General features: G+C 39.3%; 28 protein-coding genes. 22 read left to right on the plus strand and 6 right to left on the minus strand.

Annotation, left to right across the window (positions count from 1 at the left end; all coding sequences use genetic code 11):
* Positions 1 to 159 precede the first annotated feature (159 nt).
* The 11 genes from CHU92_RS09315 to CHU92_RS09365 all read left to right on the plus strand — a co-directional run bounded on the left by CHU92_RS09315 (position 160) and on the right by CHU92_RS09365 (position 7563).
* Positions 160 to 561, plus strand: a complete 402-nt coding sequence (locus CHU92_RS09315; protein ID WP_094414888.1) for a hypothetical protein — start codon at positions 160 to 162, stop codon at positions 559 to 561.
* Complete coding sequence (locus CHU92_RS09320) at positions 558 to 1004, plus strand: DUF6194 family protein (protein WP_094414890.1); 447 nt, start codon at positions 558 to 560, stop codon at positions 1002 to 1004. Before CHU92_RS09315 ends, CHU92_RS09320 begins: the two co-directional genes overlap by 4 nt.
* Entirely contained in the window at positions 1001 to 1876 is an 876-nt protein-coding gene (locus tag CHU92_RS09325; RefSeq protein ID WP_094414893.1) for an RNA polymerase sigma factor, read from the plus strand. Before CHU92_RS09320 ends, CHU92_RS09325 begins: the two co-directional genes overlap by 4 nt.
* Before the next feature lie 389 nt (positions 1877 to 2265).
* Positions 2266 to 2856, plus strand: a complete 591-nt coding sequence (locus tag CHU92_RS09330) for a Crp/Fnr family transcriptional regulator (RefSeq protein ID WP_094414895.1) — start codon at positions 2266 to 2268, stop codon at positions 2854 to 2856.
* A gap of 75 nt (positions 2857 to 2931) precedes the next feature.
* Entirely contained in the window at positions 2932 to 3426 is a 495-nt protein-coding gene (locus CHU92_RS09335; RefSeq protein ID WP_094414897.1) for a nuclear transport factor 2 family protein, read from the plus strand.
* An 8-nt stretch (positions 3427 to 3434) separates the two neighbouring features.
* The gene (locus CHU92_RS09340; RefSeq protein ID WP_094414899.1) at positions 3435 to 3821 is read left to right on the plus strand and encodes a hypothetical protein; all 387 of its coding nucleotides are present in this window, start codon (positions 3435 to 3437) and stop codon (positions 3819 to 3821) included.
* Between the two features lie 38 nt (positions 3822 to 3859).
* Complete coding sequence (locus CHU92_RS09345; protein WP_129583047.1) at positions 3860 to 4735, plus strand: SDR family oxidoreductase; 876 nt, start codon at positions 3860 to 3862, stop codon at positions 4733 to 4735.
* 11 nt (positions 4736 to 4746) lie between these two features.
* Positions 4747 to 5619 (plus strand): SDR family oxidoreductase, encoded by an 873-nt coding sequence (locus CHU92_RS09350; RefSeq protein WP_094414903.1) that lies wholly within the window; start codon positions 4747 to 4749, stop codon positions 5617 to 5619.
* Between the two features lie 12 nt (positions 5620 to 5631).
* Positions 5632 to 6093 carry a DinB family protein gene (locus tag CHU92_RS09355; protein ID WP_094414905.1) on the plus strand — a complete coding sequence of 154 codons (462 nt, stop codon included), beginning with the start codon at positions 5632 to 5634 and terminating at the stop codon, positions 6091 to 6093.
* 5 nt (positions 6094 to 6098) lie between these two features.
* Positions 6099 to 6740, plus strand: a complete 642-nt coding sequence (locus tag CHU92_RS09360; RefSeq protein WP_094414907.1) for an NAD(P)-dependent oxidoreductase — start codon at positions 6099 to 6101, stop codon at positions 6738 to 6740.
* Between the two features lie 46 nt (positions 6741 to 6786).
* On the plus strand, positions 6787 to 7563 hold the full coding sequence (locus CHU92_RS09365) for an alpha/beta fold hydrolase (RefSeq protein ID WP_207759829.1): 777 nt from the start codon (positions 6787 to 6789) through the stop codon (positions 7561 to 7563).
* A 626-nt stretch (positions 7564 to 8189) separates the two neighbouring features.
* Here CHU92_RS09365 and CHU92_RS09370 read toward each other — a convergent pair.
* The 3 genes from CHU92_RS09370 to kdsB all read right to left on the minus strand — a co-directional run bounded on the left by CHU92_RS09370 (position 8190) and on the right by kdsB (position 11335).
* Positions 8190 to 9890: a T9SS type A sorting domain-containing protein gene (locus CHU92_RS09370; RefSeq protein WP_094414911.1), complete on the minus strand. Its 1701-nt coding sequence runs from the start codon at positions 9888 to 9890 to the stop codon at positions 8190 to 8192.
* Between the two features lie 144 nt (positions 9891 to 10034).
* Positions 10035 to 10577 carry a TetR/AcrR family transcriptional regulator gene (locus CHU92_RS09375; protein WP_094414913.1) on the minus strand — a complete coding sequence of 181 codons (543 nt, stop codon included), beginning with the start codon at positions 10575 to 10577 and terminating at the stop codon, positions 10035 to 10037.
* A gap of 23 nt (positions 10578 to 10600) precedes the next feature.
* Positions 10601 to 11335: a 3-deoxy-manno-octulosonate cytidylyltransferase gene (kdsB, locus tag CHU92_RS09380; RefSeq protein ID WP_094414915.1), complete on the minus strand. Its 735-nt coding sequence runs from the start codon at positions 11333 to 11335 to the stop codon at positions 10601 to 10603.
* A 173-nt stretch (positions 11336 to 11508) separates the two neighbouring features.
* Here kdsB and CHU92_RS09385 point away from each other — a divergent pair, with 173 nt between their 5' ends.
* The 7 genes from CHU92_RS09385 (at position 11509) to CHU92_RS09415 (ending at position 16713) form a co-directional block, all read left to right on the plus strand.
* Complete coding sequence (locus CHU92_RS09385; protein ID WP_094414916.1) at positions 11509 to 11796, plus strand: hypothetical protein; 288 nt, start codon at positions 11509 to 11511, stop codon at positions 11794 to 11796.
* Positions 11774 to 12235: an SDR family NAD(P)-dependent oxidoreductase gene (locus tag CHU92_RS09390; protein ID WP_094414918.1), complete on the plus strand. Its 462-nt coding sequence runs from the start codon at positions 11774 to 11776 to the stop codon at positions 12233 to 12235. The genes CHU92_RS09385 and CHU92_RS09390 overlap by 23 nt, the downstream gene beginning before the upstream one ends.
* A 112-nt stretch (positions 12236 to 12347) precedes the next feature.
* Positions 12348 to 13046 carry a CoA transferase subunit A gene (locus tag CHU92_RS09395; RefSeq protein WP_094414920.1) on the plus strand — a complete coding sequence of 233 codons (699 nt, stop codon included), beginning with the start codon at positions 12348 to 12350 and terminating at the stop codon, positions 13044 to 13046.
* A 35-nt stretch (positions 13047 to 13081) separates the two neighbouring features.
* Positions 13082 to 13435, plus strand: coding sequence for a four helix bundle protein (locus tag CHU92_RS09400; RefSeq protein WP_094414922.1), 354 nt, complete (start codon positions 13082 to 13084; stop codon positions 13433 to 13435).
* Between the two features lie 38 nt (positions 13436 to 13473).
* Positions 13474 to 14127 (plus strand): 3-oxoacid CoA-transferase subunit B, encoded by a 654-nt coding sequence (locus CHU92_RS09405; protein WP_094414924.1) that lies wholly within the window; start codon positions 13474 to 13476, stop codon positions 14125 to 14127.
* Complete coding sequence (locus tag CHU92_RS09410; RefSeq protein WP_094414926.1) at positions 14127 to 15179, plus strand: helix-turn-helix domain-containing protein; 1053 nt, start codon at positions 14127 to 14129, stop codon at positions 15177 to 15179. The genes CHU92_RS09405 and CHU92_RS09410 overlap by 1 nt, the downstream gene beginning before the upstream one ends.
* Before the next feature lie 142 nt (positions 15180 to 15321).
* Entirely contained in the window at positions 15322 to 16713 is a 1392-nt protein-coding gene (locus CHU92_RS09415; RefSeq protein ID WP_094414928.1) for a T9SS type A sorting domain-containing protein, read from the plus strand.
* 130 nt (positions 16714 to 16843) lie between these two features.
* Here CHU92_RS09415 and CHU92_RS09420 read toward each other — a convergent pair whose 3' ends face one another.
* The gene (locus CHU92_RS09420; protein WP_094414930.1) at positions 16844 to 17779 is read right to left on the minus strand and encodes an L-threonine 3-dehydrogenase; all 936 of its coding nucleotides are present in this window, start codon (positions 17777 to 17779) and stop codon (positions 16844 to 16846) included.
* Positions 17780 to 18003: 224 nt separating this feature from the next.
* Between CHU92_RS09420 and CHU92_RS09425 the strand changes: the two genes are divergently transcribed.
* From CHU92_RS09425 to CHU92_RS09435, 3 genes are all read left to right on the plus strand, one after another.
* The gene (locus tag CHU92_RS09425; protein ID WP_129583048.1) at positions 18004 to 18741 is read left to right on the plus strand and encodes a hypothetical protein; all 738 of its coding nucleotides are present in this window, start codon (positions 18004 to 18006) and stop codon (positions 18739 to 18741) included.
* Between the two features lie 137 nt (positions 18742 to 18878).
* Complete coding sequence (gene mfd / locus CHU92_RS09430; RefSeq protein WP_243389580.1) at positions 18879 to 22100, plus strand: transcription-repair coupling factor; 3222 nt, start codon at positions 18879 to 18881, stop codon at positions 22098 to 22100.
* Positions 22101 to 22137: 37 nt separating this feature from the next.
* Positions 22138 to 22848, plus strand: coding sequence for a nuclease-related domain-containing protein (locus CHU92_RS09435; protein ID WP_094414936.1), 711 nt, complete (start codon positions 22138 to 22140; stop codon positions 22846 to 22848).
* 233 nt (positions 22849 to 23081) lie between these two features.
* On the opposite strand, the gene CHU92_RS09440 is transcribed toward CHU92_RS09435, so the two are convergent.
* Complete coding sequence (locus CHU92_RS09440; RefSeq protein ID WP_094414938.1) at positions 23082 to 23447, minus strand: VOC family protein; 366 nt, start codon at positions 23445 to 23447, stop codon at positions 23082 to 23084.
* Positions 23448 to 23516: 69 nt separating this feature from the next.
* Positions 23517 to 23930, minus strand: coding sequence for an Ohr family peroxiredoxin (locus tag CHU92_RS09445; protein WP_094414940.1), 414 nt, complete (start codon positions 23928 to 23930; stop codon positions 23517 to 23519).
* Between the two features lie 87 nt (positions 23931 to 24017).
* Between CHU92_RS09445 and CHU92_RS09450 the strand changes: the two genes are divergently transcribed.
* Positions 24018 to 24398 (plus strand): winged helix-turn-helix transcriptional regulator, encoded by a 381-nt coding sequence (locus CHU92_RS09450; RefSeq protein WP_094414942.1) that lies wholly within the window; start codon positions 24018 to 24020, stop codon positions 24396 to 24398.
* The last annotated feature ends 729 nt before the right edge of the window (positions 24399 to 25127 follow it).

Genomic DNA, 25127 nt, shown 5'->3' on the forward strand with positions numbered 1-25127 from the left:
TGCTTCTATTCAAGTTCAGTGCAGTTTGACAGTTTTGTGCTCCGAAATCCGCTTCTTCGCAAAGCCGCAAACCGTTATAGCCAACCTTAAAAAACGACACGACAACTGTCACACCTTGAAACTTTGAGTATCTAACTGTCAAACATTAAAACAGACAGTATGAACAGATTTATTTTAATCGGACTTGCAACGGCTTTTATGCTGTCTTGCAACTCATCAACTCAAAACAAAAAGGAAATGACAATGGAACAACAAACGGCAGGAATGGTGGAAATCACCACATTTAAACTCAATCAAGGGGTTACGAGAAAAGACTTTGAAATATCTGCACGTTCAATGCAAAAGGACTTTTTAGAGAAGCAAAACGGGTTTATAAAAAGGACTTTGACTGTTTCAGAAGACAGCACTTGGACTGACGTAGTTTTTTGGAAAGACCAAGAAAGTGCAGAGAAAACAATGAAACTTTCGGAAACATCAGAATTGGTTCTTCCTTTTATGGAGAAAATTGATTTCAACTCTGTTAAAATGAACCTTACAACCCCAGTCATCATTGAAGAATGAACGCAAAGCAATTAGAGCAATGGATTTTAGGCAACTATCAGGGCGTAATCGTAACAGATGCTTATCGTGAGCGAAGTTTCTTTTATAATCCTGATGGTTCCCTGCCAAAGGGAATATACTTTGCTACAATCAAAGAAAGTGACGGACCCAATGACAAGACTTCCAATTTAGACAGAGAAGGAATTTATCGTTTAAGTCTTGGTGTTGAAAAAAAGCAATACCAAAAACTATTTGGTGAAATTCCTAAACGACCAGCAAAAGGCGAGATAGTAGAACTTGATTTTGATTTCACCACAACGGGTATGTTGATGCCACACCCTATTTATGCTTGGTTAGGTTGGGTTTGTATCAATAATCCAGACAGTGAAAACTTAGATTTTTTGAAACATCTTTTTGATATTTCTTACCAAAACGTATTAGTAAAATTCGCAAAGAAAAAATGAGTAATCCATTTCAAACCAAATATCAAGACAAAGACGACAATGAACTGATTGCACAAGCAAGGGAAGGTTCAAAAATCGCCTTAGAAACATTGATAAAAAAGCACCAACATTACATTTACAATGTGGCTTTAAAGATGACATTGAGCCCATTTGATGCAGAAGATGTAACACAAGAAGTGTTGATAAAAGTCATTACTAATCTTGCTCAATTTAAAGGCGAAAGCAATTTCAGAACTTGGTTATACCGCATTACTTTCAATCACTTTCTGAAAATGAAAAAGGTTTGGTTAGAAGATTACATTATTTCTTTTGACCAATATGGCAGTGAACTTGGACAAATGCCAGATACAGACCTTTCCGATTTGGAAAAAGCAGAGATGAAAGAATTGATACAAGAAGCCAACATCAGTTGTATGAGCGGAATGTTACTGTGTTTGGATAGAGAACAACGCTTGGTTTACGTTTTAGGAGAAATATTTGGTATTGACCATACAATAGGCTCACAAATGTTGGACATTACCAAAGACAATTTTCGTCAAAGACTTTCAAGAGCAAGAAGAGACCTTTATAATTTTATGAATAACAAATGTGGCTTAATCAACACTTCAAATCCTTGTCGTTGCGACCGAAAAACAAAATCATTCATTAAAGCAGGTTGGGTTGATAAAGACAAAATGAAGTACAACACTTCATACCTAAAAAAGATAAAGGAAGAAGCCCCAAAAAAAGCAGAAGACCTTTGCGACCTGACAGAAATTGAATATGCTGACCTTTTCAGAAACCATCCGTTTCAGGAAAAAGAACATCATAAAAAACTTTTTACTAACTTGCTTACGGACGACAGAATTTCAAACTTGTTTAACCTGAATTGAAAGAAAGGCTGGCTATAACAGCGGTTTGGCGAAAACGGGGGTGCAGTTCTTCGTAGGACAATTTTTTCGTATAATTGAAGTGCGGTTCTTCAGTGAAAGTGTAGTGCTAAAAAGCCCCGCCTATCGCCAATCCGCAAACCGTTAGCGGTCACCCGAATGACGACCCTGCAAATATTAAACAGACAGACGAATGAACGGACAAGCCAACGCTTTGGCAAAATCAAAAGAGGTGCAACGCCTCCCACAAGCTGACACAATTTGCAGCACATTTAATTTTGCCCAACCGCACCCAAAGCCCACCCACCACCCATGACAAATGACCATAGAGCCAAAGTATCAACCAACATATTTTACATTAAATTTGTAAACCATTATTTAGGAGCAAACAATTGACAGAAGCAATTCAAACATATTTAAAAACAGTAAAACATCTTTGCCCACAGGCAGACAGTAATTCTTTGAGCTTTTTGGAAAGCGGGCTGACAATTACAACACTTGCCGACAAGCACTTTTACATTCAGGCAAATATTACCCAGAAAAATGTTGGTTTTGTTTTTAGTGGCTTGTTAAGAGCTTTTTACATTGACGACAATGGCAACGAAATTACTATTCGCTTTGTAAAAGAAAATGACTTTGCTACAAACTACGTTTCCTTTATCAGTCAAAAGCCAAGCAGGTATTATTTTCAATGTATTGAGCCTTGCGAAATAGTGAATATTTCATATCAACACATGCAAGAGGCTTTTTCAAAATTTCCTGCCTTAGAAAAATACGGAAGATTAATAGCCGAAGAAATTTTAAAGAGCCAACAACAACGTATTGAAAGTTTTTTATTTGAGAATGCGGAACTGCGCTATCTTAATTTTGTTAAGCAACACCCAGACTTACACAATAGGGTTTCACTTTCCCACCTTTCCACTTACCTAGGTATTGAACGACCATCACTTAGCCGTATCAGAAAAAAAATAGCCCATCAGTAAGTTTGTAACATTTGTTACAGGTAAGCCTTCATTCTTCGATTCATCTTTGCAGTGTAATATTAAAATACACACAAAATGAAAAGAAAATTGATTACGGCAACAGCCTTGGCACTTATGTTAGCAGTGACTAACAATTTACAAGCTCAAAAATCAAGTGAGCAACCCAAAGTTGAGCAAACGAAAAAAAGCTCAACAGAACAAGCGGTTTTATCAACCCACAAAAAGCTAAATGAAAATCTCGTTTCAGGCAATCTGGATGAATTAAAGAAAATTTATTCTTCCGACTACTTTCTGACAAATGCTATCGGGCAAGTTTGGAGCAGAGAATTTTTTCTAAATCTGCTAAGCAGTGGAAGTTTAAAAATGATTGAGCTAACCATTGCTGATGAAAAAGTTACAATCCTTGACAATATCGCTATTGTAACGGCTCAACAAAACTTCAAATTAACTTTTGGGACAAACCCGATGGAGGGTAAAGAAAGAACAACTGCAATCTATCATAAAAAAGGTAGTAACTGGGTTTTAGTTACTCAACAAAACACACCTATTGTAGAACAACAATCAAAATAATAAATAACATGAAAAAGGCATTTATCTCACTACTAAGTTTAAACGCAGCTATTCAAGGATTTTTTGGCGTGCAACTTACATTCAACACAAACGCTTTTGTTGCAAAGTTTAATAACGTACAACAATTGACACAAATTGAATTCAACCAATCCATGTTTTTCGGCACATCATTGCTGATGAGTTTCGTGTTACTTATATATGCAATTTACCTTACCACTAAAGAAAGCAAGCCAGGCATTATTCTTGGTATTATGCTTTCGCTCTATCCATTTGCTTTGGGCTTCTTTGCACTCTTTCTCATACATACCAGCGATTTTTTAGTTTTTGACAGCATCAGGGGTGGCTTGGCAGCTGTTGCAGGCTACCTGTATTTGCGAAAAAGAAACTTAAATTAATCTTGGACCCCAATCTATTTCACAAAAAAACAATTCAAATGAAAAAGACAATTTTAATAACAGGATGCAGCAGCGGTTTTGGTAAACTGGCGGCAGAACATTTAGCAAAACAAGGTCATACCGTTTTTGCTACATTGAGAAACACTCAAGGTAAAAACAAAGAAGTTGCCGAAGAAATTAAGGCTTATGGAGAGAAGAATAATTTAAAAATCTACGTAGTTGATTTAGATGTAACTAGTGAAACATCCATTCAAAAAGCAATGGACGAAATTACTGCAAAAGCACCAACCATTGATGTATTGATTAACAACGCAGGTTATGGAAATATTGGTTTACAGGAAGCATTTACTATTTCATCTGCACAACAAATGTTTGATGTAAATGTGTTTGGGATTTTGCGAATGAACAAGGCTGTTCTTCCAATAATGAGAAAACAGAAATCAGGACTAATCATTAATCTTTCAAGTGGTGTAGGCAGGTTAGTATTTCCATTTGGTGGCATTTACGCAGCCAGTAAACATGCTGTAGAGGCGTTAACAGAAAGTTTAAGATTAGAACTTGCCCCTTTTGACATTGATAGCGTTGCTATTGAGCCAGGTGGTTACGGAACAACAGGGTTTAATGCTGCTATTCAATTTCCTGACGACAAAAATGTATTAGAAAGTTATGGCTCGTATGCCGAAGCTCCCTATAAAATGATGCAAGCTTACGCTTCCAGTTTAACTGAGCAGCCAGACCCAATGGAAATTGTAACTATCATGGAAGAGTTAATCAATGCTCCTTTTGGTAGCCGAAAAGTGAGATACCCAAAGGCAAATGTTGCCGAAATGCTTCATCCGCTGAATAAAGTATCAGAGGAAATTCAAGGTCAATTGGGCTTTGACAAGTTAGTATTCAACTTTTATCAATCTTAAAAAAATTAACAATGAAAAAGAACATTTTAATTACAGGTGCAAGCAGTGGCTTTGGCAAAGAAACAGCCCTGTTATTAGCCCGAAATGGCTATCAGGTTTTTGCAAGCCTTAGAAATAAAGATAGTAAAAACAGAACCTTTACTGATGAATTGCAAGACATAGCTGCAAAAGAAAATTTACAATTGGAGGTAATTGAATTGGATGTTACCAATACTTCCTCAATTGATAAAGCCGTTGAATATGTAGTATCAAAAACAGGCACAATAGACATATTAGTTAACAACGCTGGTTATGGTGGTTTTGGTTGGACAGAAGGATTTACCACAGAGCAAATACGACAAATGTTTGATGTTAATTTCTTCGGTGTGGTTGATTTGAATAAAGCAGTATTACCATACATGCGAAAAAAACAAGATGGCTTAATTATTCATATTTCAAGCATCTTGGCAAAGCTGCCTACCATTTTTATGAGTGGTTACAATGCAAGTAAGTTTGCCATTGATGGTTATGCCGAAAGTCTGAACATGGAAACCAGTCAGTTTGGAATACAATCCATTATAGTTCAACCCGGTTTTTTCAATACAGGTTTTGCAAAAAATATGTTTTTCAACACCGATGAAAAACGTTTGAGTGAATTTGGCGAATTGGCAAACATGCCCCAACAAATGGCAGCAGGTTACGAAGCCATTTTATCAATGATGCCACCTGTGAGCCTTGTGGCAGAAAACCTTTTGCAATTAATTGAAACCCCAAAAAGCGAAAGACCACTAAGAACGGTGGTAAGTGCAGAGCCTCACAACTCATTGGTTCATCAAATAAACGAAGCTTCAGCTAAAGCTACGCAGCAATTAAATGAAGCAATGGCCGCCTTTCAAAACCAATAAATAATCAACAACATGGAAATTACAATCAAAATGATACTGAGTCAATGGCAATTGGCTATTCAACGTCTATCGGCAACCGTTGATGAACTAACAAACGAGCAGTTAAAAAAACAAGTAGCGAATGACCGAAATACAGGTGTGTGGATTCTCACACACCTGATTATTGTAAACGAAAACATTTTGAAAGTTACAGGCTTTGGCGAACCAAAACACGAAGCATTAGCCGAACAACTTGCAAATGGAAAACAACCCGACACAAATGAGTTAAGAACTACATGGAACGAAACCAATGAGAGAATAAATGCCATTATTGCCAATGTATCAAATGAAAAATGGCTACAAAAGCATACATCGGTTAGTGAAGAAGATTTTGAGAAAGACACCACAAGAAATAACCTGATGATTGTATTCAGCCGATTATTACACATGATGTATCACGCAGGACAGTTGGGGTTATTAAAAACTAAAAAGTAAAACGAATGAACATAGCAATCTTTGGGGCAACGGGTTTTTCAGGAAAAGATATTTTGCATGAAGTCCTTGCTCAAAATCATAAAGTAACCATTTTGGTGAGGAATATTTCCGCTATAACTATTCAGCATCCAAACCTTACAATCCTACAAGGCAATGTGCTGAATGCAACGGATGTGGCTAAAGCCTTGACCAATCAGGATGTTGTTATTAATAGTTTGGGCGTTGGTGGTAAAGGAGATGGAAAGCCTACCACATTTATTTCTGATGCCACTAAAATAATTGTAGAAGAAATGGAAAAACAAAAAGTGCCAAGACTAATAGCCATGAGCAATATTGGAGCAGGAAATAGTGTGGCTTTTCAACCCAAACTATTTACGAAATTCATTTTACCCTATTTTATGAAATGGTTGCAGGTAATTATTGATGATAAAAATCGAATGGAGCCCATTATTATGCAAAGCAGTTTGCAATGGATTATTCTCCGTTTTCCCAACATTACTGATAAGCCAGCAAAAAAAACAATCTCCACTTCGTTAGATGGCGAATGTTTAAAAATGAGCATTACCAATAAAGATGTTGCCAGTTTTATGGTAAAACAAATTACCGATGACACCTTTTTAAGACAAGCCCCATCCGTAAGCAATTAACATGAAAGCATATTTAATTTTACTAATCACCTCAATTCATTCCATTATGATTACATCCGCACAAAGCAAAACTATTTCAACAGGCATTGGGGATATTGCTGTTCACATCAAAGTAAATTCATCAGAAAATACTCCAGCTATTTTTTTGCACGGTGTATATTTTGACCATCATCTTTGGGATAAACAGACAGAAGCCATAAACGACAGAACGGTTATAACCGTTGACATGCCATTGCATGGAGAAAGCAATAAGAATATTAAAAAGATTTGGACTCTTAGTGATTGTGCTGATATGCTGATTACAATATTAGATAGCTTACACGTGAACAAAGTAATTGCGGTGGGACACTCATGGGGCAGTATGACTATTTTGAGGGCAGCATCAAAACACCCAGAAAGATTTCAATCAATTGGCTTTTGCAATATGCCCTTTAAAGAAATGCCCAAAGCCCAGAAAATGATGTTTAACATGCAGCATTCCATGTTGATATTCAAGAATTTTTATATGAATGTTACGGGAAAGGTGGCACTCTTTGGTAAAGAATCTGTAAAGCAACATCCCGAGCTATTGGATTTTTTAAAAGCCTCTATGTCCAAACTCTCAAACGCTGATATTAGACGCATTGATAAGTATGTTGTAACTGGAGCAGACGATGCAACAGAGCTAATAAAAAGCCTCAAAGTAAATGCATTGGCATTAAAAGGCAAAGATGACTATGTGCCAATTCCTGATCCAATAAAAACAACAATTGTAAATGGTGGACATGCCAGCCCCATTGAAAGTCCTGACGATGTGATTGCGTTTTGCTTGAAGCTATTTTAGTTCCTTGAAAATGCAACGAACTATTTCAGAAAATAATTTATCCACCCTTTTGCAAGCACATTTTGTTTTTTACCGTCACACAAATCAAGTCTAAAAAAAAAGCTTGCAAGCCAACGCTCGGGGACACTGCAAACTTGACACGGCAAACCTTCGACCGAAAAGAACCACTACACATAACACGGGTTTGGCAAAAGTGGCGGCACAGTGCTTCTTATGACAGTTTTTCGTAAATTTGAACATTCTAGCTTCGTATGAACATTTGTGGTAATAATCGCCACCTTCGCCAAGCCCGAAAACGTTAGCGGGCATTGTAAAGACCATAAAGTTGTTTAATGTGATATAAGAAAACAAAATAAACCCTGTTTAAAATGAAAAATAACTACCTGAAATATTTTGGGTTTGCTTTAGCAACAATTCTATTTTTAATATTGATCAAGCTTTCAAATGTTATTGAATTTGCTANTCGCAAATACATAACCCGCGCTTGCTCCAAATCTTCAGGTGTATCAATACCAATGCCTACATGCGAGGTTTCTAGAATTTCGTGGCAGCATTAATTTGAAAAGACAAAGTAATGTTTTACACTTCGAAAATTAATTCAAGACAGTTAATCACCTATTATGTTATCATTGCTTAAGTATTTTGTGAATTTCAACGTTACCAGAACTTTGAATTAATTTTAAAAGTAAAGGTTGTTTCCCAAGAAATTCCAAATGTAATTTCATTTCTTCATCCAATCCAGACACTTCCTTAGAAATTATTAGTCGTCCTAAAATATCCAAAACTTGTATCTCCTTTAATTTGATTTTGGAAGATTTATTTTTTATTGTCAACACATCATTAGCAGGATTAGGAAAAATTATAAAAGAATTTTCCTCAGTATTATTTGTAACATCTAGAGTAACTAAATCAGTGATATATAGTAATGAAAAGGGAGGGATTGAAATATTCCCATTATTTATTCCCTTGTTTATATTTAAATTCAAAGATGTAATATTCTTCAGTAGTGGATTAGTGGTGTTTATTATTTCAAACTCGTAATTTCCAACAATATTTGCACTGACATCTAAAGTGAAACTTGTATTTGATAAGTTTAATACATAAAGTGCTTTTTCCTGAGTGTTTTCAAAAAACCAGCCTAGTAAAGAAGGGTAATTAGTAGTTTGAATAGTTATCAATGGATTTAAAGAAAATTGAAGTTTTTTTGCGCTTGCTTTTCCTTTAATTGCTTTATGAAGAATACGCATTGCATTCCCCTCAGCTGTAAGTCGATTACTAATTGTATCTCCAAAAGTAGTATAACTTGCCAAGGAAGCAAAAGCTGGAGATCCTGCAATTTGGTGATTCAACAACATTTTTATTTTTTCATCTTCAAGCATTAATGAAAATAAAGAAGCTGTGTATAAACCATGAATCCAGCTAGATGCAATGGCATAATTCGTTTGATTCCCATCATTTAAATTGTATTCTGTTATCCAACATTCCATTCCATTAGTCACTCCATTAAGAGTGTTATTTTGTAAAGTGGGCCAATGTTTAAAAGGAGCGGCTAATGCTTGAGAGGCATTTGGATTACTCAACAAGGTTGTGTTTGGTGGAATATAATAATGAAACGTGATTGCATTCGCCGTTAAATTTTGTGCATAGAGAGTACTATTCCAATTGGAAATACGCGAAGGTACTATATTCCCATTTAGGTCAACAAGTCCGTCATAACTCCCAATTACAGCAATATTTGCATTTGGAAAAAGAGCTGTAAGTTGTGGAATCCAATTATCTTTCATATCGAGAACATAATCAATTGGATTGGGATATTTATTTATAAAATCTTGGTCTTCAAAGTAAAGTTCATTTCCTAACTCTATATACTCAACAGGGATACCCATTGAATTAGCCGTTTGTAACATTTCTATTTGATTACTTAAGGTTTTGGTCAATAGATTTAAACAAAAAACTGGTTTAACATTAGTAATTTGATAAAAATAGAGTAAATCATTCAGTGTATGTGAAACGTGTGGAACTATTCCAATGTAACTATGATTGAAAAGTGAACCATTTGTCCAATTACTTGAAGGAATACTTCTTCCTGTCTGCCAATCAAAATATTGAGATTCAGTACCACCAGGATATCGAATCAAAGATGGATTCAATTTTCTAACACTATCCAGAAAACTTTGATTTGTCCATTCTGGTTTGGTAAGATAATTCAACATATAACCAACCTTTGGAGGAACCCTTGTTTGAGCACTAGTGGTGACTGAAATAGTTTGAGATTTAACGTTTAAGTTAAACAATAAAATAATGTATAAAATATAACATCTCTTCATTATAAATTCCTTTACAATTAATACTTCGTTATTCTTATTCCAATTTAAGTCTCAGAAAAATAAATCTTTAACATCAAGTAGGACTAGTAAAAAATAAACTAGTTTAAATCAAAAATAGTATACAAAAGAAATTTATTGTAGACGTTACCGTACAGTGTTTGAAACTACAATTTGAAGTATTGTTTTTTTCAAACTTTCAAAATAATTTGACAACCATTCATAAGTATAATTGCTGTCATTGATGAGTAGAAAAAAATTATCAAGAGAAAGTAAAAATAGGTTTTGTAATTGCTTATTATTTAAATTGAATTTCAAATCTTCCGCCCAAACTTTTAAGAAAGCTTCACCTACTAATGCATTTGATGTTTTTAAAACATTTTGAAAATTTTCATTTTGGTTATTAAAACGAAGTTGCTGGTTAAACAATACATCCAATTTATGCTCAATTAAAATTTCAATCAAATCGGGATCAATTTTATTTATTTGACTTTCTTTAAACGCCAAAACTTTAACAGACTCCAAATGAAAATCTAACAATTCATCATAAAAAATTTCCAAATCAGCAAAATGATAATAAAAAGAGGATTTACTTTTATTAGTAATTCTTGCTAATGGTTCAATTTTCATCCCATTAAAACCATGTTTAGCAACCATTTCATAACCTGAAATAATCCAATCTTGCTTCATAAATTTGTCATCGTTTAAATATCTTATTTTCGCAAATACATAACCCGCGCTTGCTCCAAATCTTCAGGCGTATCAATACCAATACCTACATGCGAGGTTTCGACCATTTTTATACGCTTCCCAAATTCCAAATACCGTAACTGTTCCAATTTTTCGGTAGCTTCCAACGGTTGCATCGGCCATTGCGCAAAATCCAATAACGCTTGTTTGCGAAAGGCATACACCCCAATATGACGCATGTACCTTAGTCCTTCGGCACGCTCCCTAGGGTACGGAATTACCGATCGGGAAAAATACAACGCATACCCCATTCGGTCGGTGACTACCTTTACGACATTTGGATTTTCAATTTCCTTGGTATCGGTTATGGCAACCATTAAAGATCCCAAATCTATCCGTTGGTCAACATCCTCACAAAATGCTTGCAACAAGGCCTCCAAAGGTTCCCGTGCTATAAAGGGTTCGTCGCCTTGTACATTCACCACGATATCGGCTTTCAAATCGGCTACCGCTTCAGCAATTCGATCACTTCCACTTTCATGGTTCCGTTGACTTCGAATTACTTTACCCCCGTGGGCTTTTATCGCGGCTTCAATTTCATCGGCGTCGGTTACCACAAAAACTTCATCAAAAAGTTGGGTTTGTAATGCCGCTTCATAGGTGCGCACAATAACGGGTTTACCACACAAATCCTGCACCAATTTGGCAGGAAATCGCGTCGATGCATAGCGCGCTGGAATCACTGCAATAACGTTCATAAAGGCTATTTCGGGTAAAAATACAAATTCCCAGTTGAAGGCCTACCTACCTTAAAAAAATATTTTCCCGAGACAGCCCCTGAGATCATGGCATTCTTTTACTGAAGAAGGCTGCAATAACGCCCCGCTTTACGTTTCAGAAATTGGTATCTTTGCCCCAAAACGTTTACCTCATGCATGTTGATACTATTGTCGCGTTAGCTACACCCGCTGGAGCCGGTGCAGTCGCGATTATTCGTTTGTCGGGTCCCCAAGCTATAGCGCAAGCCGAAGCCGTGTTTGTCTCCATCAAAGGAAAAAAACTAAGCGCTCAAAAGTCGCACACCCTTCATCTCGGCACGCTCATCGACCACGGCAAAGTTATCGATCAAGTCTTGGTGGCACTCTACCGCAATCCCCACTCCTACACCGGCGAAGATGTGGTAGAAATCAACTGCCATGCGGAAACAGCAATCCGGTAAAATCATTAATATCTCCTCAATTGGCGGCAGTTTTGGTGAACCTCACGGGGCCTGGTACCATGCTACAAAGTATGCGGTGGAAGGCCTTAGTGACAGTTTGAGGATGGAGCTAAAGCAATTTGGAATAGATGTGGTTATAATAAAGCCCGGTGCTATCCTGACCGAGTGGAATGGCATAGCCAGGGAAAACCTGATGCAGGTTTCTGGAGGTACGGCATACGGGGACTTGGCCCGGAAACATGTCAAAATGCTGGCTGAGGCCGACAAAAGAGGCTCTTCGCCACAAGTAGTAGCGGAAGCTATTTATAAAGCTGTAGCATCAAAGAGGCCAAAAACCAGGTATGCTGTGGGTGGTGGCGCAAAAATTATATTGTTTTTAAGAAATATATTGCCTGATAAACTATTTGACAGGCTAATGTTGAGCCTGATAAAAAGATGAGGGAAAACCAAATATCAACCCTTTATGTAGTTTCATCCTGTTGGTATAAAAAAACGCCTTCTATTACAGGCGTTTTTTTATATATTTATACGCGGAAACAAAAATTTATTGTATGATTAATAAAAAAGTACAAAACGCTGCGGAAGCTTTACGCGACATAGAGGGCGGCATGACCATAATGCTCGGCGGATTCGGGCTTTGCGGCATCCCGGAAAACAGTATTGCCGAACTGGTAAGGAAAGGCGTTACTAACCTTACCTGTATATCAAACAATGCCGGTGTTGATGATTTTGGGCTGGGCCTTCTCCTTCAGAAAAAACAAATAAAGAAAATGATATCCTCATACGTGGGTGAAAATGCCGAGTTTGAGCGCCAGATGCTCAGCGGTGAACTTGAGGTGGAACTTACACCACAGGGGACCCTCGCCGAGAAATGCCGTGCGGCGCAGGCAGGCATCCCCGCGTTCTACACACCCGCTGGCTACGGTACTGAAATAGCCGAAGGCAAGGAGGCGCGCGAGTTTAACGGCAAAATGCACATACTTGAGGAAGCTTATAAAGCTGATTTTGCCATTGTAAAAGCATGGAAAGGCGATGAAGCCGGCAACCTTATTTTCAAAGGAACGGCACGCAACTTTAACTCCTGTATGGCGGGCGCGGCCAAAATCACCATAGCCGAAGTAGAAGAACTCGTGCCGGCCGGGCAACTGGATCCGAACCAGATACACATTCCCGGCATCTTCGTAAAAAGGATATTCAAAGGGGAGAAGTATGAGAAAAGGATTGAGCAACGTACAACCAGGAAAAGGTAATTAAGCAATATAACAATTGTCTAATGTAACAATTAGTGGAAAGAGAGAACGTAATAATTATTAAGTCAATTGATTTTGCTGTAAGCATTATAGCATTTTGCGAATTATTAGAGTCAAAAAAACAATATGTTATTGCGAGGCAGCTTTTACGTTCAGGTACCAGTATTGGTGCTAATCTCCATGAAGCTCAAAATGCTGAAAGCCGGGCTGACTTTATTCATAAAATAAAAGTTGCTGCAAAAGAAGTTGAAGAAACAAAATACTGGCTCTTGCTCTGTGAAAAAGCATCATCATATCCCTTTGGCGAAAGCCTGAAAATTAAAATTAATGAAATAGGATCAATTATTTATAAAATCCTTAGTACAAGTAAAACCAATGTATTGCGGTAAGTAATTGATACATCGCTGCATTGATAAATTGATATATTATGTTAGGTAAAGAAGATATAGCAAAAAGAATAGCAAAAGAAGTTAAAGACGGTTATTTCGTGAACCTGGGTATTGGCATCCCAACCCTGGTAGCCAATTATGTACGCGAAGATATTTCCGTAGAATTCCAGAGTGAGAACGGTGTGCTGGGCATGGGGCCTTTCCCTTTTGAAGGTGAGGAAGATGCCGATGTTATCAATGCCGGCAAGCAAACCATCACTACTCTGCCGGGAGCTTCATTTTTTGATTCGGCAACCAGTTTTGGGATGATTAGGGGCCGGCATGTGGACCTTACCATCCTTGGCGCTATGGAAGTAGCTGAGAATGGTGACATTGCCAACTGGAAAATTCCCGGTAAAATGGTAAAGGGAATGGGCGGGGCTATGGACCTTGTAGCTTCGGCTGAGAATATAATTGTGGCCATGATGCATGTGAACAAGGCCGGTGAGTCTAAACTTTTAAAACGCTGCACTTTGCCTTTAACAGGAGTAGGCTGCGTAAAAAAAGTAGTTACCGAACTGGCGGTACTTGAAATTGTCCCCGAAGGCTTCAGGCTGCTGGAACGTGCCCCCGGTGTCACTGTCGAAGATATAAAAAAAGCTACTGAAGGTACATTGATTATAGAAGGTGATATACCTGAAATGGTAATATAATGGAAAAAGTTTTTACTACCATTATATTAGTTACAACCGTCCAGGCACTAATATACACAGGCATCTTTATTGCGGTTAAGAACAACAGGTCATTAAAGCTATTAGGCCTGTTTATGTTCGTATATATTGGCACAAACCTGCAGTGGATTTTCAAAGACAACGTGAAATACCTGCCCACTACATTCTCGTATTTAGTGGTTCCGCTTTTTTATCTTTATATACGAAGTATACTGGGTATTGCCAGGAAGAGGGATCTATGGCACCTTGTACCGGCTGCCGTTGAATTTTTAGGGCTTCTTCCCATGCTGTTGTCCCCCGGCCTTGGCGACGCCTTTTACCATAGTGGGAAATACAACACGTTTATTATCATTTTCCTGGTCTATATACCACCCGTGTATAATTTGCTATATACAGGTTTGTCGTTGCTCGCGCTTAAAAAATGCCGCAAATCAATATCATTGTTATATACCGATGTAGAAAAGCAAAGGCTGAACTGGCTCTATGTAACCTGTATTATTTTCGCGACACTATACGGCCTCAACCTTATTACTTCTACAGCGCTTCTTACCACATCGCTGGACTCGTATATTTACCTGTATGAATCTGTAGCGTCTGCATTTATTGTGTATTGGACTTCTGTTTACGGGCTCAACCAGAAGAACCTCATGCTTGGGGATAGCCGGACAGAGACGGACAATACAGCAGAAACCGGGAAAGTATATGTGCAGGGCGAAGCACCTCCTGGCGAATCTTACGAACAGAAGCACCGGGAAATAATAGCTTTTTTTGAAAAAACAAAGATATACACCAACAAGGAAATCAGTCTTTTTATGGTGGCAGACCTCTTGCAGATGCCTTACAAAGAAGTTTCCAAATCCATAAATCTGGTTGCAAGGAAAAACTTTAACCAGTTTGTAAATGAATTCCGGGTCAAAGAAGCAAAGGAACTTATAAAATCTGACCGGTTAGACCAGTTTACACTAACAGCTTTAGCCGAAGAGGGAGGCTTTAATTCCAGGTCCACTTTTTTTTTCAGCGTTCAAATCTATTGAAGGAAAAACCCCCACAGAATACAGGAAAAGCGGTGAAACAGGTATATAAGAGTCCGGAATACGTAATTTCGGACTATTAAAAGTACCCTTGCGTTGGTTGCAAAAGCGCCATCCGTATAATTTTGCATAAAAATGTAAAAAAATGAAAAACACGTTACACTTATTTGTAGGCGGACTGGTAATGTTGTATACAACGGTAAATGCACAGTGGTCCAATGTGGGAGCTGATTTTGTAAGCGCTTCAAGTTCATCATCAACCAATATCGTTTCCAACGAATTTGGAGTTTTTACCGCTTTTATTGAAACTAACAGGGCAAACGTAAAAAAATTCAACGGGGTTAATTGGGAAACCGTTGGGAGTCCAAATTTTTCCCCGCAAAATATACAGAGTTTATCCTTAGCAATGGACGGGGCAACACCATATGTAGCATTTAGGGACAACAGCGCAGGAAGTAAGGTTAGTGTCATGAGGTTTAACGGCAATACATGGGAATATGTAGGCCCCCAGGGATTTTCTTCCGGAGCAGTGCAGTATACCAAAATCAGGATTAATAATAATATTCCGTATGTTGCTTTTCAAAACTCTTCCAATGGGAAAGCATCGGTAATGGCATTTAACGGAGCTGACTGGCAGTTTGTAGGAAACCCTGCTATTGGGCAGGGCACGGTATGGAATCTCCAACTCGAGTGGAATGACAACACACCTTACCTTTCATTTCGGGAATTTCTGTCAGGAGTTAATAAGTTGAATGTAATGAAATTAGTTTCAGGCACATGGCAGTATGAAGGTTCTGCCGTAGAAGATTTACAGCTTAATTCGGATGGATCTAATCCGCTTGTAAACAGTAGTATAGCATTTGAACCCGAAATTAAAACGCCGTATGTGAGCTATATTATAAACAGCCCTGATGGATTCCAAAGAGTACTTATCACCAAAAAATTAACCGGCGGCAACTGGACAGCAGTAGGAAATCCCGTAAATAATGTTTTTAATACTATCTCCGGAGGATTAAAATTAGTTTTTTACAATAATAAACCTACTGTAGCATTCTGTAACTATAATACCAGCACCCCCGACGTAAAAATTTCTGTACAAAATTTTCATGAAGGGACGTGGCAAAGCCTCGATGGGAATTTATTTGCATCAGCCGGTGTTATTGGTTCTGAGGAATTCCCGCAGGATGTTTCCCTTGACCTTTTTGCAGATAATAACAATTTATACCTGAGTTATTCAGAAGATTTCCCCATAAACGGAAGACTAAGGGTAAGGAAGTTTACAGGTACACTTTCTTCAATTGATAGAGTTCCCTTTACTGATCAGGTAACGGTATATCCAAACCCTTCAAACGGTATTTTGAATATATCTACCTATCAGGATCAGGAGCCGGCCTGGACAGTTTACAATAGCTTAGGCCAGTTACTCTTACAAGGCTATACATCACATGTTACTATTGCTTCATTACCACAGGGGCACTACATATTGCAGATTAAATATGCGGATAAAAGCTTTGTTAAGCATATTATCAGAAAATAAATCCAGTGTTTTTTTTAAAAGTATACCTGTTTTTCTTTAAGTTGACATAGCTATATATGCTATAGGAAGTACAGTTATAAATTGTTTGTTTAAGTATACTGCCGGATTACAGTAATACTGTGTCCGGCTTTTATTTTAAATGCTCCAGCATATCGGCCGTCATGGCATCAAGGTCAAAGTTGTGTTTCCAGTGCCAGTCCTGCCTTGCGCTGCTGTCGTCAATGCTTTGTGGCCAGCTGTCGGCAATCTTCTGCCGGAAATCAGGCGCATAATCTATCGTGAAACCGGTAATGTGTTTTTGTATAGCCTCCGTAATTTCTTTGGGGGTAAAATCCATTGCCGAAAGATTGTATGAAGAGCGTATTTTAATATTTTCTGCAGGCGCCTGCATAATTTCAACCGTAGCGCGTATCGCATCATCCATATACATCATCGGCAGCCGCGTATCTTCGCTGAGGAAGCAGGTATATTTGCCATCGCTCAGGGCTTTGTGGTAAATATCAACAGCATAATCCGTAGTGCCCCCACCCGGCGGTGTAGACCAGCTTATCAGGCCGGGATAGCGAATGCTGCGGACATCAACACCGTAAATGTTGTGGTAATATTCACACCACCTTTCACCTGATTGCTTAGAAATGCCATATACCGTAGAAGGTTCCATTATGGTATACTGTGGGGTATGTTGCTTTGGGGTGGTAGGCCCGAAAACAGCAATACTGCTCGGCCAGAATATCTTTTTAACCTTTCCTGCCCGGGCAAGGTTCAGCACATGGAAAAGCGAGTTCATGTTCAGGTCCCACGCAAAAGCAGGGTTCTTTTCTGCTGTGGCCGAAAGCAGGGCCGCCATAAGATATACTTCATCTACCCCATGTTTTTCAATTACTGTTTCAACCTGGTTAAAGTCAAGGGCATTGACTACTTCAAAAGGCCCTGAGGCAACAAATTCCGGATTTCCCTTCCTCACGTCTGAAGCAATTACCGTATCTGTCCCGTAAATTTCACGGAGTTTTTTGGTAAGTTCGGTACCTATCTGCCCGCAGGCGCCAATAATTAAAATATTACCCATAGCTTGTGTTTATGCCCTGCAAAGATAACGTTTTCGTAATAGCAATTCCACCTGCTTTTACGGGCTTCATCACACATTTTTGCAATATTGTGATTTCACGGTGCGTTTCACTCAAATATATTGTAAGGGTCCGTGCTTTCCTGCTTTCCTGAATGACAAAATATTAGCGGCAAAAACTACCGCAGGTTGGCTAACATTTGTAAATTTGCGCTTCAATCATAAAAATGATGAAATACCTCAACATGATCCTGTTGCTATGCCTGGCTTTCGGCATCTTATCCTGTGAGGATGAAGACAGGCAAAGGCGTGCAGAAACCGAACGCACCATAAAACGGAACGACTCTATACTGAAGGTTATCAGCAGTAACTGGACGTTTGCTATTCCTCCCGCTACTGAAAAAGTAGAGGCCGGCATCAACAGGTGGAATGAGTGGAAACAATTTAAAAGCGAACTGGCGCAAAAGCCTGCGGGAGGGCTTAATGCTTACCGCCAGAAAACAAAGAACCTGGTAAACAAGGCCGACCAGCTGCGCAAAAATATCCCGACGATGTTTAATAAGCCACAGGTACAAAGCCGGCTGGGAGTCCTTATTACCAAAATAAAATCATTATATACTTACCTGAACATCGCGGTAATACCCGATAAAAAAGTTACAGCGCTGATAGGTGAAATAACCAGTGAAACTATCGCCGTGCAAAACCAGATGGACGAAATAATAAGGCTGAGTGAAGTACCAAAAGAATTTGGTGAAGAAGAAATGCTCCGCGCGCTCGACACTACCCGCATGGCAAACCCAGACAGGCACAGGCAGCCTTCCACGCCTTCTTTGCAGCGTAGTTCGCCAAAATTTCAGGCCACACCACCTCAAAATGTGTCGCCACAGCCCGGCAACAACCCTAAAATTGTACCCCTGCCGGTACCCAAGAAAAAAAGATTGATTACTAATTCTGCCACTCCTTGAAACCGGAAATTACAGAAAAGTACAACCAGTCAGTAAAAATACTGCAAATAGCAAAGGCACTGGAGCAGCGTGAGGCCAAACTACATGTAAAAGGCCTTCTTGGCTCATCGCTATCTTTTGCTGTAAGTCCGCTTTTTATGCAAAGCGAACTGCCTTTCCTGCTTATTTTTAAAGATAAGGAGGAAGCCGCATATTACCTTAATGACCTGGAGCAGCTGGTGGGCGGCGAGGATGTGCTTTTTTATCCCGGTTCTTACCGCAGGCCTTACCAGATAGAAGAAACCGATAATGCCAGTGTGCTGCTCCGTGCTGAAGTGCTTAACCGTATCAACTCCAGGAAGAAGCCGGCCATAATAGTATCGTATGCCGAAGCGCTGTTTGAAAAGGTAGTGACGCGCAAAGAGCTTGAAAAGAACACGCTTAAGGTATCAGTAGGCGACCAGGTATCAATAGATTTTATAAATGAGGTGCTTTTTGAATATGAGTTCAGGCGTGTTGACTTTGTTACCGAACCGGGTGAATTCTCTGTGCGTGGGGGAATTGTAGATGTTTTCTCCTTCTCCAACGATAACCCTTACCGTATTGAATTTTTTGGCAATGAAGTTGACAGTATCCGTACGTTTGACGTGGCATCGCAGCTTTCCCTCGAAAAAAAGAAAAAGATAACCGTTATACCCAATGTAGAGAATAAATTCCTGCAGGAAAAAAGGGAAAGCTTCCTGGAATATATTAACGAGCGGACAGTCCTCTTTATCCAGAATACGGAATACCTGCTGAGCCAGCTTGATACATTATACGGCAAAGCAACGGAAGCCTTTGAAAAACTGTCTAAAGACATAAAGCATGCCTCACCTGAGGAGCTGTTCCTTAATCAGCAAACATTCCTCAAAAAAGCGCTTGATTTTACCATTGTAGAACTGGGTAACAAGGCAACATTTAAAACAAATAAATCATTTGAATTCCATATACAGCCACAGCCGTCGTTCAATAAGCAGTTCGACCTGCTGCTTAACAACCTTAGCGAAAACCACAGCAACGGGTATAAAAACTACCTGTTCTGCTCCAATGAGGCGCAGGCCGCACGTTTCCATGACATTTTTGAGAGCCTTGACGAGGCCAACCACGAGAACATTCGCAAGCAGTATAAAACGGTTGTTTTTCCACTATATGAAGGCTTTATTGATGAAGAGCTGCAGGTGGCCTGCTATACCGACCACCAGATATTTGAGCGCTACCATAAGTTCAGCATCAAGAATGGCTATTCAAAAAAACAAACCATAACGCTTAAGGAGCTCAACTCCCTTTCAGTAGGTGATTATGTAACGCATATTGACCATGGTATCGGCAAATTTGGCGGGCTGCAAAAAATACAGGTAGAAGGCAAAACGCAGGAAGCCATAAAACTTGTGTATGCCGATAATGATATTGTATACGTGAGCATCCACTCGCTTCATAAAATATCTAAGTACAACGGTAAAGACGGAGCACCGCCCAAAATATACAAACTTGGGTCCAGCGCCTGGAAAGCGCTGAAGCAGAAAACAAAAGCGCGCGTAAAGCACATTGCGTTTAACCTGATACAGCTATATGCCAAGCGAAGGCTGGAGAAAGGTTTTCAATATGCCCCTGACAGCTACCTGCAGGCAGAGCTGGAATCATCCTTTATATACGAGGACACGCCGGACCAGATAACGGCCACACGCGACGTTAAAGCTGATATGGAAAGTGAAAGGCCTATGGATCGGCTGGTGTGCGGAGACGTGGGCTTTGGCAAAACCGAAGTGGCTATCCGCGCCGCCTTCAAAGCTGCCGATAATGGCAAACAGGTGGCCATTTTAGTCCCTACCACCATACTGGCCTACCAGCATTACCGCACGTTTAGTGAACGCCTGAAAGATATGCCTGTAAGCATTGGCTACCTTAACCGTTTCCGCACGGCAAAACAAAAGGCTGAAACCTTAAAACAACTGGAAGAAGGCAAACTGGATATTATAATAGGCACACACCAGCTGGTGAATAAGAACGTAAAGTTCAAAGACCTGGGGCTGCTGATAGTGGATGAAGAGCAGAAATTTGGTGTAAATGTAAAGGACAAGCTGAAAACCATAGCCCAAAATGTAGATACATTAACGCTGACGGCTACCCCAATTCCGCGGACGCTGCAATTTTCACTGATGGCAGCACGCGACCTTTCGGTTATAACCACCCCACCGCCTAACCGTTACCCTATAGAAACACAGGTAATAGGGTTTAATGAAGAAATTATTCGCGATGCCATATCGTATGAGATTCAGCGCGGCGGCCAGGTGTTCTTTATCAATAACCGGATTGAGAATATTAAGGAAGTAGCCGGCATGATTCAGCGCCTTGTGCCGGGCGCCAAAGTGGGTGTGGGCCATGGCCAGATGGAAGGCAAGAAGCTTGAGGAGCTGATGCTCGCGTTTATGAACGGGGAGTTTGATGTACTTGTGGCCACCACCATTATTGAAAGCGGGCTTGATGTGCCTAATGCCAATACTATCTTTATCAATAATGCCAATAACTTCGGGCTTAGCGACCTGCACCAGATGCGCGGGCGCGTAGGCCGCAGCAACAAAAAAGCTTTCTGCTATTTTATAGCGCCGCCTTATAGCGCCATGACCGAAGATGCCCGCAAGCGCATACAGGCGCTGGAACAGTTCAGCGAACTGGGCAGCGGCTTTAACATTGCCATGAAAGACCTTGAAATTCGTGGTGCCGGCGACCTGTTAGGCGGCGAGCAAAGCGGATTTATTAATGAAATTGGTTTTGATACGTACCAGAAGATAATGAATGAAGCCATTGAGGAGCTCAAGGAAAATGAGTTTAAAGACCTGTATGATGAGGTAGAAGGCGACACGGAAAAAGAGTACGTAAAAGACATACAGATAGATACTGATTTTGAACTCCTTTTCCCGGATGAGTATATAAACAATATTACAGAACGCCTCAACCTGTATAACGAACTGGCGGAAATAAAGGACGAAGCCGCGCTTACAGCTTATGAGCAAAAGCTGGCAGACCGTTTCGGGCCGCTGCCTAAACCTGCACAGGCATTGCTCACCAGCATGCGCATTAAATGGCTGGCTACCAAAATGGGGCTTGAAAAGCTGGTGCTGAAGCAGGGCAAAATGGTGGGTTATTTTGTGGGCGACCAGCAAAGTGATTATTACCAGTCGGCGGCTTTCCACAGGGTGCTGAAGTTTGTACAGCAGGTCCCCGCGCTAAGCAAAATGAAGGAAAAACAAACCAAGAATGGCCTTCGCCTGCTGCTTACTTTCGAGAATGTAAAGAGCCTTAAAAAAGCGCAGGAGTTGCTGGAGATGGTGTTTGAAGCGTAGGTTTAAAACTTAATACTATTGATTTTATACAAGCCTGATGTTTTACCAATCAATACTATATAGTTTAGTTATCTTTTTCATTTTACTTTTCGGGGCAACTGCCATCTATGCACATTTTGAGGTTAAAAACAGAGAATTATTAAAAACCGCCACACAATTACATCGGGGTACAAAGACTGAAAGGGCGCTGGTTTTGAAACTATTAAAAGCAGGTATTCCGCCAGGGGCTATTTATCATGATTTATATATAAAAAAACATAATGGCACTTATTGCCAAATTGATTTGGTTGTGGCTACTAAAGTAGGGCTTATTGTATTTGAAGTAAAAAGGTATAATGGCTGGATTTTTGGAACAGGTTATCAACGCCAGTGGACACAGGTTTTAGCCTATGGAAAAGAAAAATATCGCTTTTATAATCCTATAATGCAGAATGATAAACATATTTTTGATTTAAGGAAAAAGCTTCCTCAAGAGAATATACCATACTTTTCCGTTATTGTTTTCTATGGCGATTGTGTTTTAAAAGATGTAAGCTTTGTACCTGATAATGTGTATCTCGTAAAATCGGACAGAATTTTAGATGTTGTTGAGAGGATACTAAACAACAATCAGCCGGCAGAATATCAAAACAAAAGAGAGATTATAAGAGTACTGGCACAAGCTGCTAAAAATGGGGAAGATTTGACAGTTCAGGCACAGCACATTGAAAATATAAGAAATAGGTTTGGGCGGGAATCACGCGTTTGATTACAAATTCCTATTTTTTAACTGACGCAGGTGCTGTTTAGTAATAGGTTTTTTCAGCTTTTCTTTTTTAATGATGTCAATCTGCCTGACGCAAAAACACTATGTTGCCGGCGTTCTGTCTGTCGATGCTGTTTTTTGGATGTTTTATTCATGGATATAGCACAAAGCTGATAGAAATATCAAATGACAACACTTCTATCAGCTATCTCACAAAGACATGGTAGGACGCTGTATTATCCCATAGAATGGAACCCTACCTTGTTTCCTTCTGTGTCAATAAAAAGTGCAATAAAGCCATTGTTACCAATAGCAGTTTTTGGCAGTATGACAGTGCCTCCGGCGCTTTCTACCCTCCCTAAAGGAACGGAAAGGTCACTCCCGCCATCTAAATAAACAGTTGTGCCCGTCATTGAAGGGACAAAGTTTTCGCCGCAGCCAATTGCCCCGCCAAACCCGCCTTTTTGTGGATCAGAGGGTAAATAGGCATATTGCCTGTTAGGGTCTTCATGAATCTGGGCATCCAGCACTTTTGCATAAAAAGTTTTTGCCCTTTCAAAATCTGTCGCCGGGATTTCAAACCAGTTTAAAGTAGTTACCATGGTTATTAAAATTTAAAGTGTTAACAAAAAAGTTATTGTTTAATGTATGGTATTAGCATTATTTTCTAATTAAACAACAACATCATACAGGGTGTTTATATTCCCTTTTGTTGCTTTTGAATATGAACAAATTGATTGGGCAACTTCTACCAGTTTTTTAGCAGTATCGTAGCCTACATCATTTATTTTGACAAGAAGGTGCGCACCAAGATTAAAAGTACCGCTATCGTGTAAAACACCGATTTTAGCAGTTACAGTAACCTCGCCAATTGTAACTTTTTCAATCCCTGCCGCAACGCTTACACTTGTGCCAAAACAAGCCGACCAGGCTGCTGCAAAAAGTTGCTCCGGGTTGGTTGCGCCACCGGCACCTCCCATTTCTTTTGGGAATCTTACATCAAGATCTAATAATCCATCCGATGATTTTGCGTGACCGTTTCTGCCTGCTAATGTGGTTACTTCGGCTTCATATAATTTTTCCATTTTGATTGAATTTAATTTTTACTTTTGTAGTGCAAATATTCAGAGTTAAAATAAATAATACAAGTAGGGCATTTAAAATGTGTAAGTATGAAAAATAATACTAATATTGATAATCAAAGTATTAAAAACGAAAAAAAATTTATTTTTGGTGAAAATTCTTGCCCGGTTACTGCCACGATGCAAGTTTTAGGTGGAAAATGGAAAGCAATTTTAATTAATGCTATTTATCATACCTCTCCTGCAAGGTTTGGAGAATTAAAGCGAAGTGTTAAAGGCATTACCCAATCAATGCTTACTTCACAACTTCGTGAACTGGAAGATGACGGGATTATCAGCAGGAAAATTTATGCGGAAATTCCCCCAAGGGTAGAGTACACATTAACCGAGTTTGGGCTTACGTTGTCACCAATAATGCTGTCTATGGCGGAATGGGGTAAAGAATATAGGCTAAAGAAGCAAAAGGTGTGAAGCGCCAAAAATCCTGATCCCCGTTTCCAGGCCCCATAGCGCTAAACCAGTTCAAACATACAATAACCTGGGAATAACCTGAATAAATACCTGGGGTTCTGTGAAGAAAAACAAGTATTTTAGCCCAGGTTACTGCCCTGAAGCGGGGGAGGTGCTTTGCTTTTGTGAAAACAATACTTTACAGCTTCAAACCCGATTGTAAGCCCGTTTAATTTTACATTTTGACCTACACCTAAAAAATAAAATTTGCTTAAGACAAATTAAACGAGGTTGTTTTTTATACTTATTTATATTTAGAAAATTTTGTTTTTTGCAGGGGTGTGTAACGGTTACTGCTGTTGTAAGCCGTTTTTTTCTGCCCAACACCCCAGCCGGTTTGCGAACTGATTTGCATTTTGCAGACAGTCCCGAAGGGGCTTGGCCGGGGCAAATGGCCTGTTAGCGGTCCGTTTTTTATTTATTTAGGTTTCCAAATGTAAATGCCATAAACAAAATCCCACTTATTAAAGCAATAAAATATACAAATTTTTTTATGTCGTCAAAATTTCTATTTTACTTCAAAATTACTTTTCTGAACTTTTCAGAGACAATTGCTAAAATTGAACTTATGAATAATATTCCGATTGCCAGATTCATTCCAATTCCAATTGGCGAACCATCGGCTCCGCTTTTAATAAAAAACGGCTAAGTACACGACAAAAATTGTATTAAATTAATTTCCAGCTTATT

Source organism: Flavobacterium cyanobacteriorum, from assembly GCF_002251835.1.
GTDB classification, from domain to species: Bacteria; Bacteroidota; Bacteroidia; order Flavobacteriales; family Flavobacteriaceae; genus Flavobacterium; species Flavobacterium cyanobacteriorum.

Coding starts and splice junctions, on each gene's coding strand:
- CHU92_RS09315 (WP_094414888.1), top strand. CDS start 160: ATGAACAGATTTATTTTAATCGGACTTGCAACGGCTTTTATGCTGTCT.
- CHU92_RS09320 (WP_094414890.1), top strand. CDS start 558: ATGAACGCAAAGCAATTAGAGCAATGGATTTTAGGCAACTATCAGGGC.
- CHU92_RS09325 (WP_094414893.1), top strand. CDS start 1,001: ATGAGTAATCCATTTCAAACCAAATATCAAGACAAAGACGACAATGAA.
- CHU92_RS09335 (WP_094414897.1), top strand. CDS start 2,932: ATGAAAAGAAAATTGATTACGGCAACAGCCTTGGCACTTATGTTAGCA.
- CHU92_RS09340 (WP_094414899.1), top strand. CDS start 3,435: ATGAAAAAGGCATTTATCTCACTACTAAGTTTAAACGCAGCTATTCAA.
- CHU92_RS09345 (WP_129583047.1), top strand. CDS start 3,860: ATGAAAAAGACAATTTTAATAACAGGATGCAGCAGCGGTTTTGGTAAA.
- CHU92_RS09350 (WP_094414903.1), top strand. CDS start 4,747: ATGAAAAAGAACATTTTAATTACAGGTGCAAGCAGTGGCTTTGGCAAA.
- CHU92_RS09355 (WP_094414905.1), top strand. CDS start 5,632: ATGGAAATTACAATCAAAATGATACTGAGTCAATGGCAATTGGCTATT.
- CHU92_RS09360 (WP_094414907.1), top strand. CDS start 6,099: ATGAACATAGCAATCTTTGGGGCAACGGGTTTTTCAGGAAAAGATATT.
- CHU92_RS09365 (WP_207759829.1), top strand. CDS start 6,787: ATGATTACATCCGCACAAAGCAAAACTATTTCAACAGGCATTGGGGAT.
- CHU92_RS09370 (WP_094414911.1), bottom strand. CDS start 9,890: ATGAAGAGATGTTATATTTTATACATTATTTTATTGTTTAACTTAAAC.
- CHU92_RS09375 (WP_094414913.1), bottom strand. CDS start 10,577: ATGAAGCAAGATTGGATTATTTCAGGTTATGAAATGGTTGCTAAACAT.
- kdsB (WP_094414915.1), bottom strand. CDS start 11,335: ATGAACGTTATTGCAGTGATTCCAGCGCGCTATGCATCGACGCGATTT.
- CHU92_RS09385 (WP_094414916.1), top strand. CDS start 11,509: ATGCATGTTGATACTATTGTCGCGTTAGCTACACCCGCTGGAGCCGGT.
- CHU92_RS09390 (WP_094414918.1), top strand. CDS start 11,774: ATGCGGAAACAGCAATCCGGTAAAATCATTAATATCTCCTCAATTGGC.
- CHU92_RS09395 (WP_094414920.1), top strand. CDS start 12,348: ATGATTAATAAAAAAGTACAAAACGCTGCGGAAGCTTTACGCGACATA.
- CHU92_RS09405 (WP_094414924.1), top strand. CDS start 13,474: ATGTTAGGTAAAGAAGATATAGCAAAAAGAATAGCAAAAGAAGTTAAA.
- CHU92_RS09410 (WP_094414926.1), top strand. CDS start 14,127: ATGGAAAAAGTTTTTACTACCATTATATTAGTTACAACCGTCCAGGCA.
- CHU92_RS09415 (WP_094414928.1), top strand. CDS start 15,322: ATGAAAAACACGTTACACTTATTTGTAGGCGGACTGGTAATGTTGTAT.
- CHU92_RS09420 (WP_094414930.1), bottom strand. CDS start 17,779: ATGGGTAATATTTTAATTATTGGCGCCTGCGGGCAGATAGGTACCGAA.
- CHU92_RS09425 (WP_129583048.1), top strand. CDS start 18,004: ATGATGAAATACCTCAACATGATCCTGTTGCTATGCCTGGCTTTCGGC.
- mfd (WP_243389580.1), top strand. CDS start 18,879: ATGCAAAGCGAACTGCCTTTCCTGCTTATTTTTAAAGATAAGGAGGAA.
- CHU92_RS09435 (WP_094414936.1), top strand. CDS start 22,138: ATGTTTTACCAATCAATACTATATAGTTTAGTTATCTTTTTCATTTTA.
- CHU92_RS09440 (WP_094414938.1), bottom strand. CDS start 23,447: ATGGTAACTACTTTAAACTGGTTTGAAATCCCGGCGACAGATTTTGAA.
- CHU92_RS09445 (WP_094414940.1), bottom strand. CDS start 23,930: ATGGAAAAATTATATGAAGCCGAAGTAACCACATTAGCAGGCAGAAAC.
- CHU92_RS09450 (WP_094414942.1), top strand. CDS start 24,018: ATGAAAAATAATACTAATATTGATAATCAAAGTATTAAAAACGAAAAA.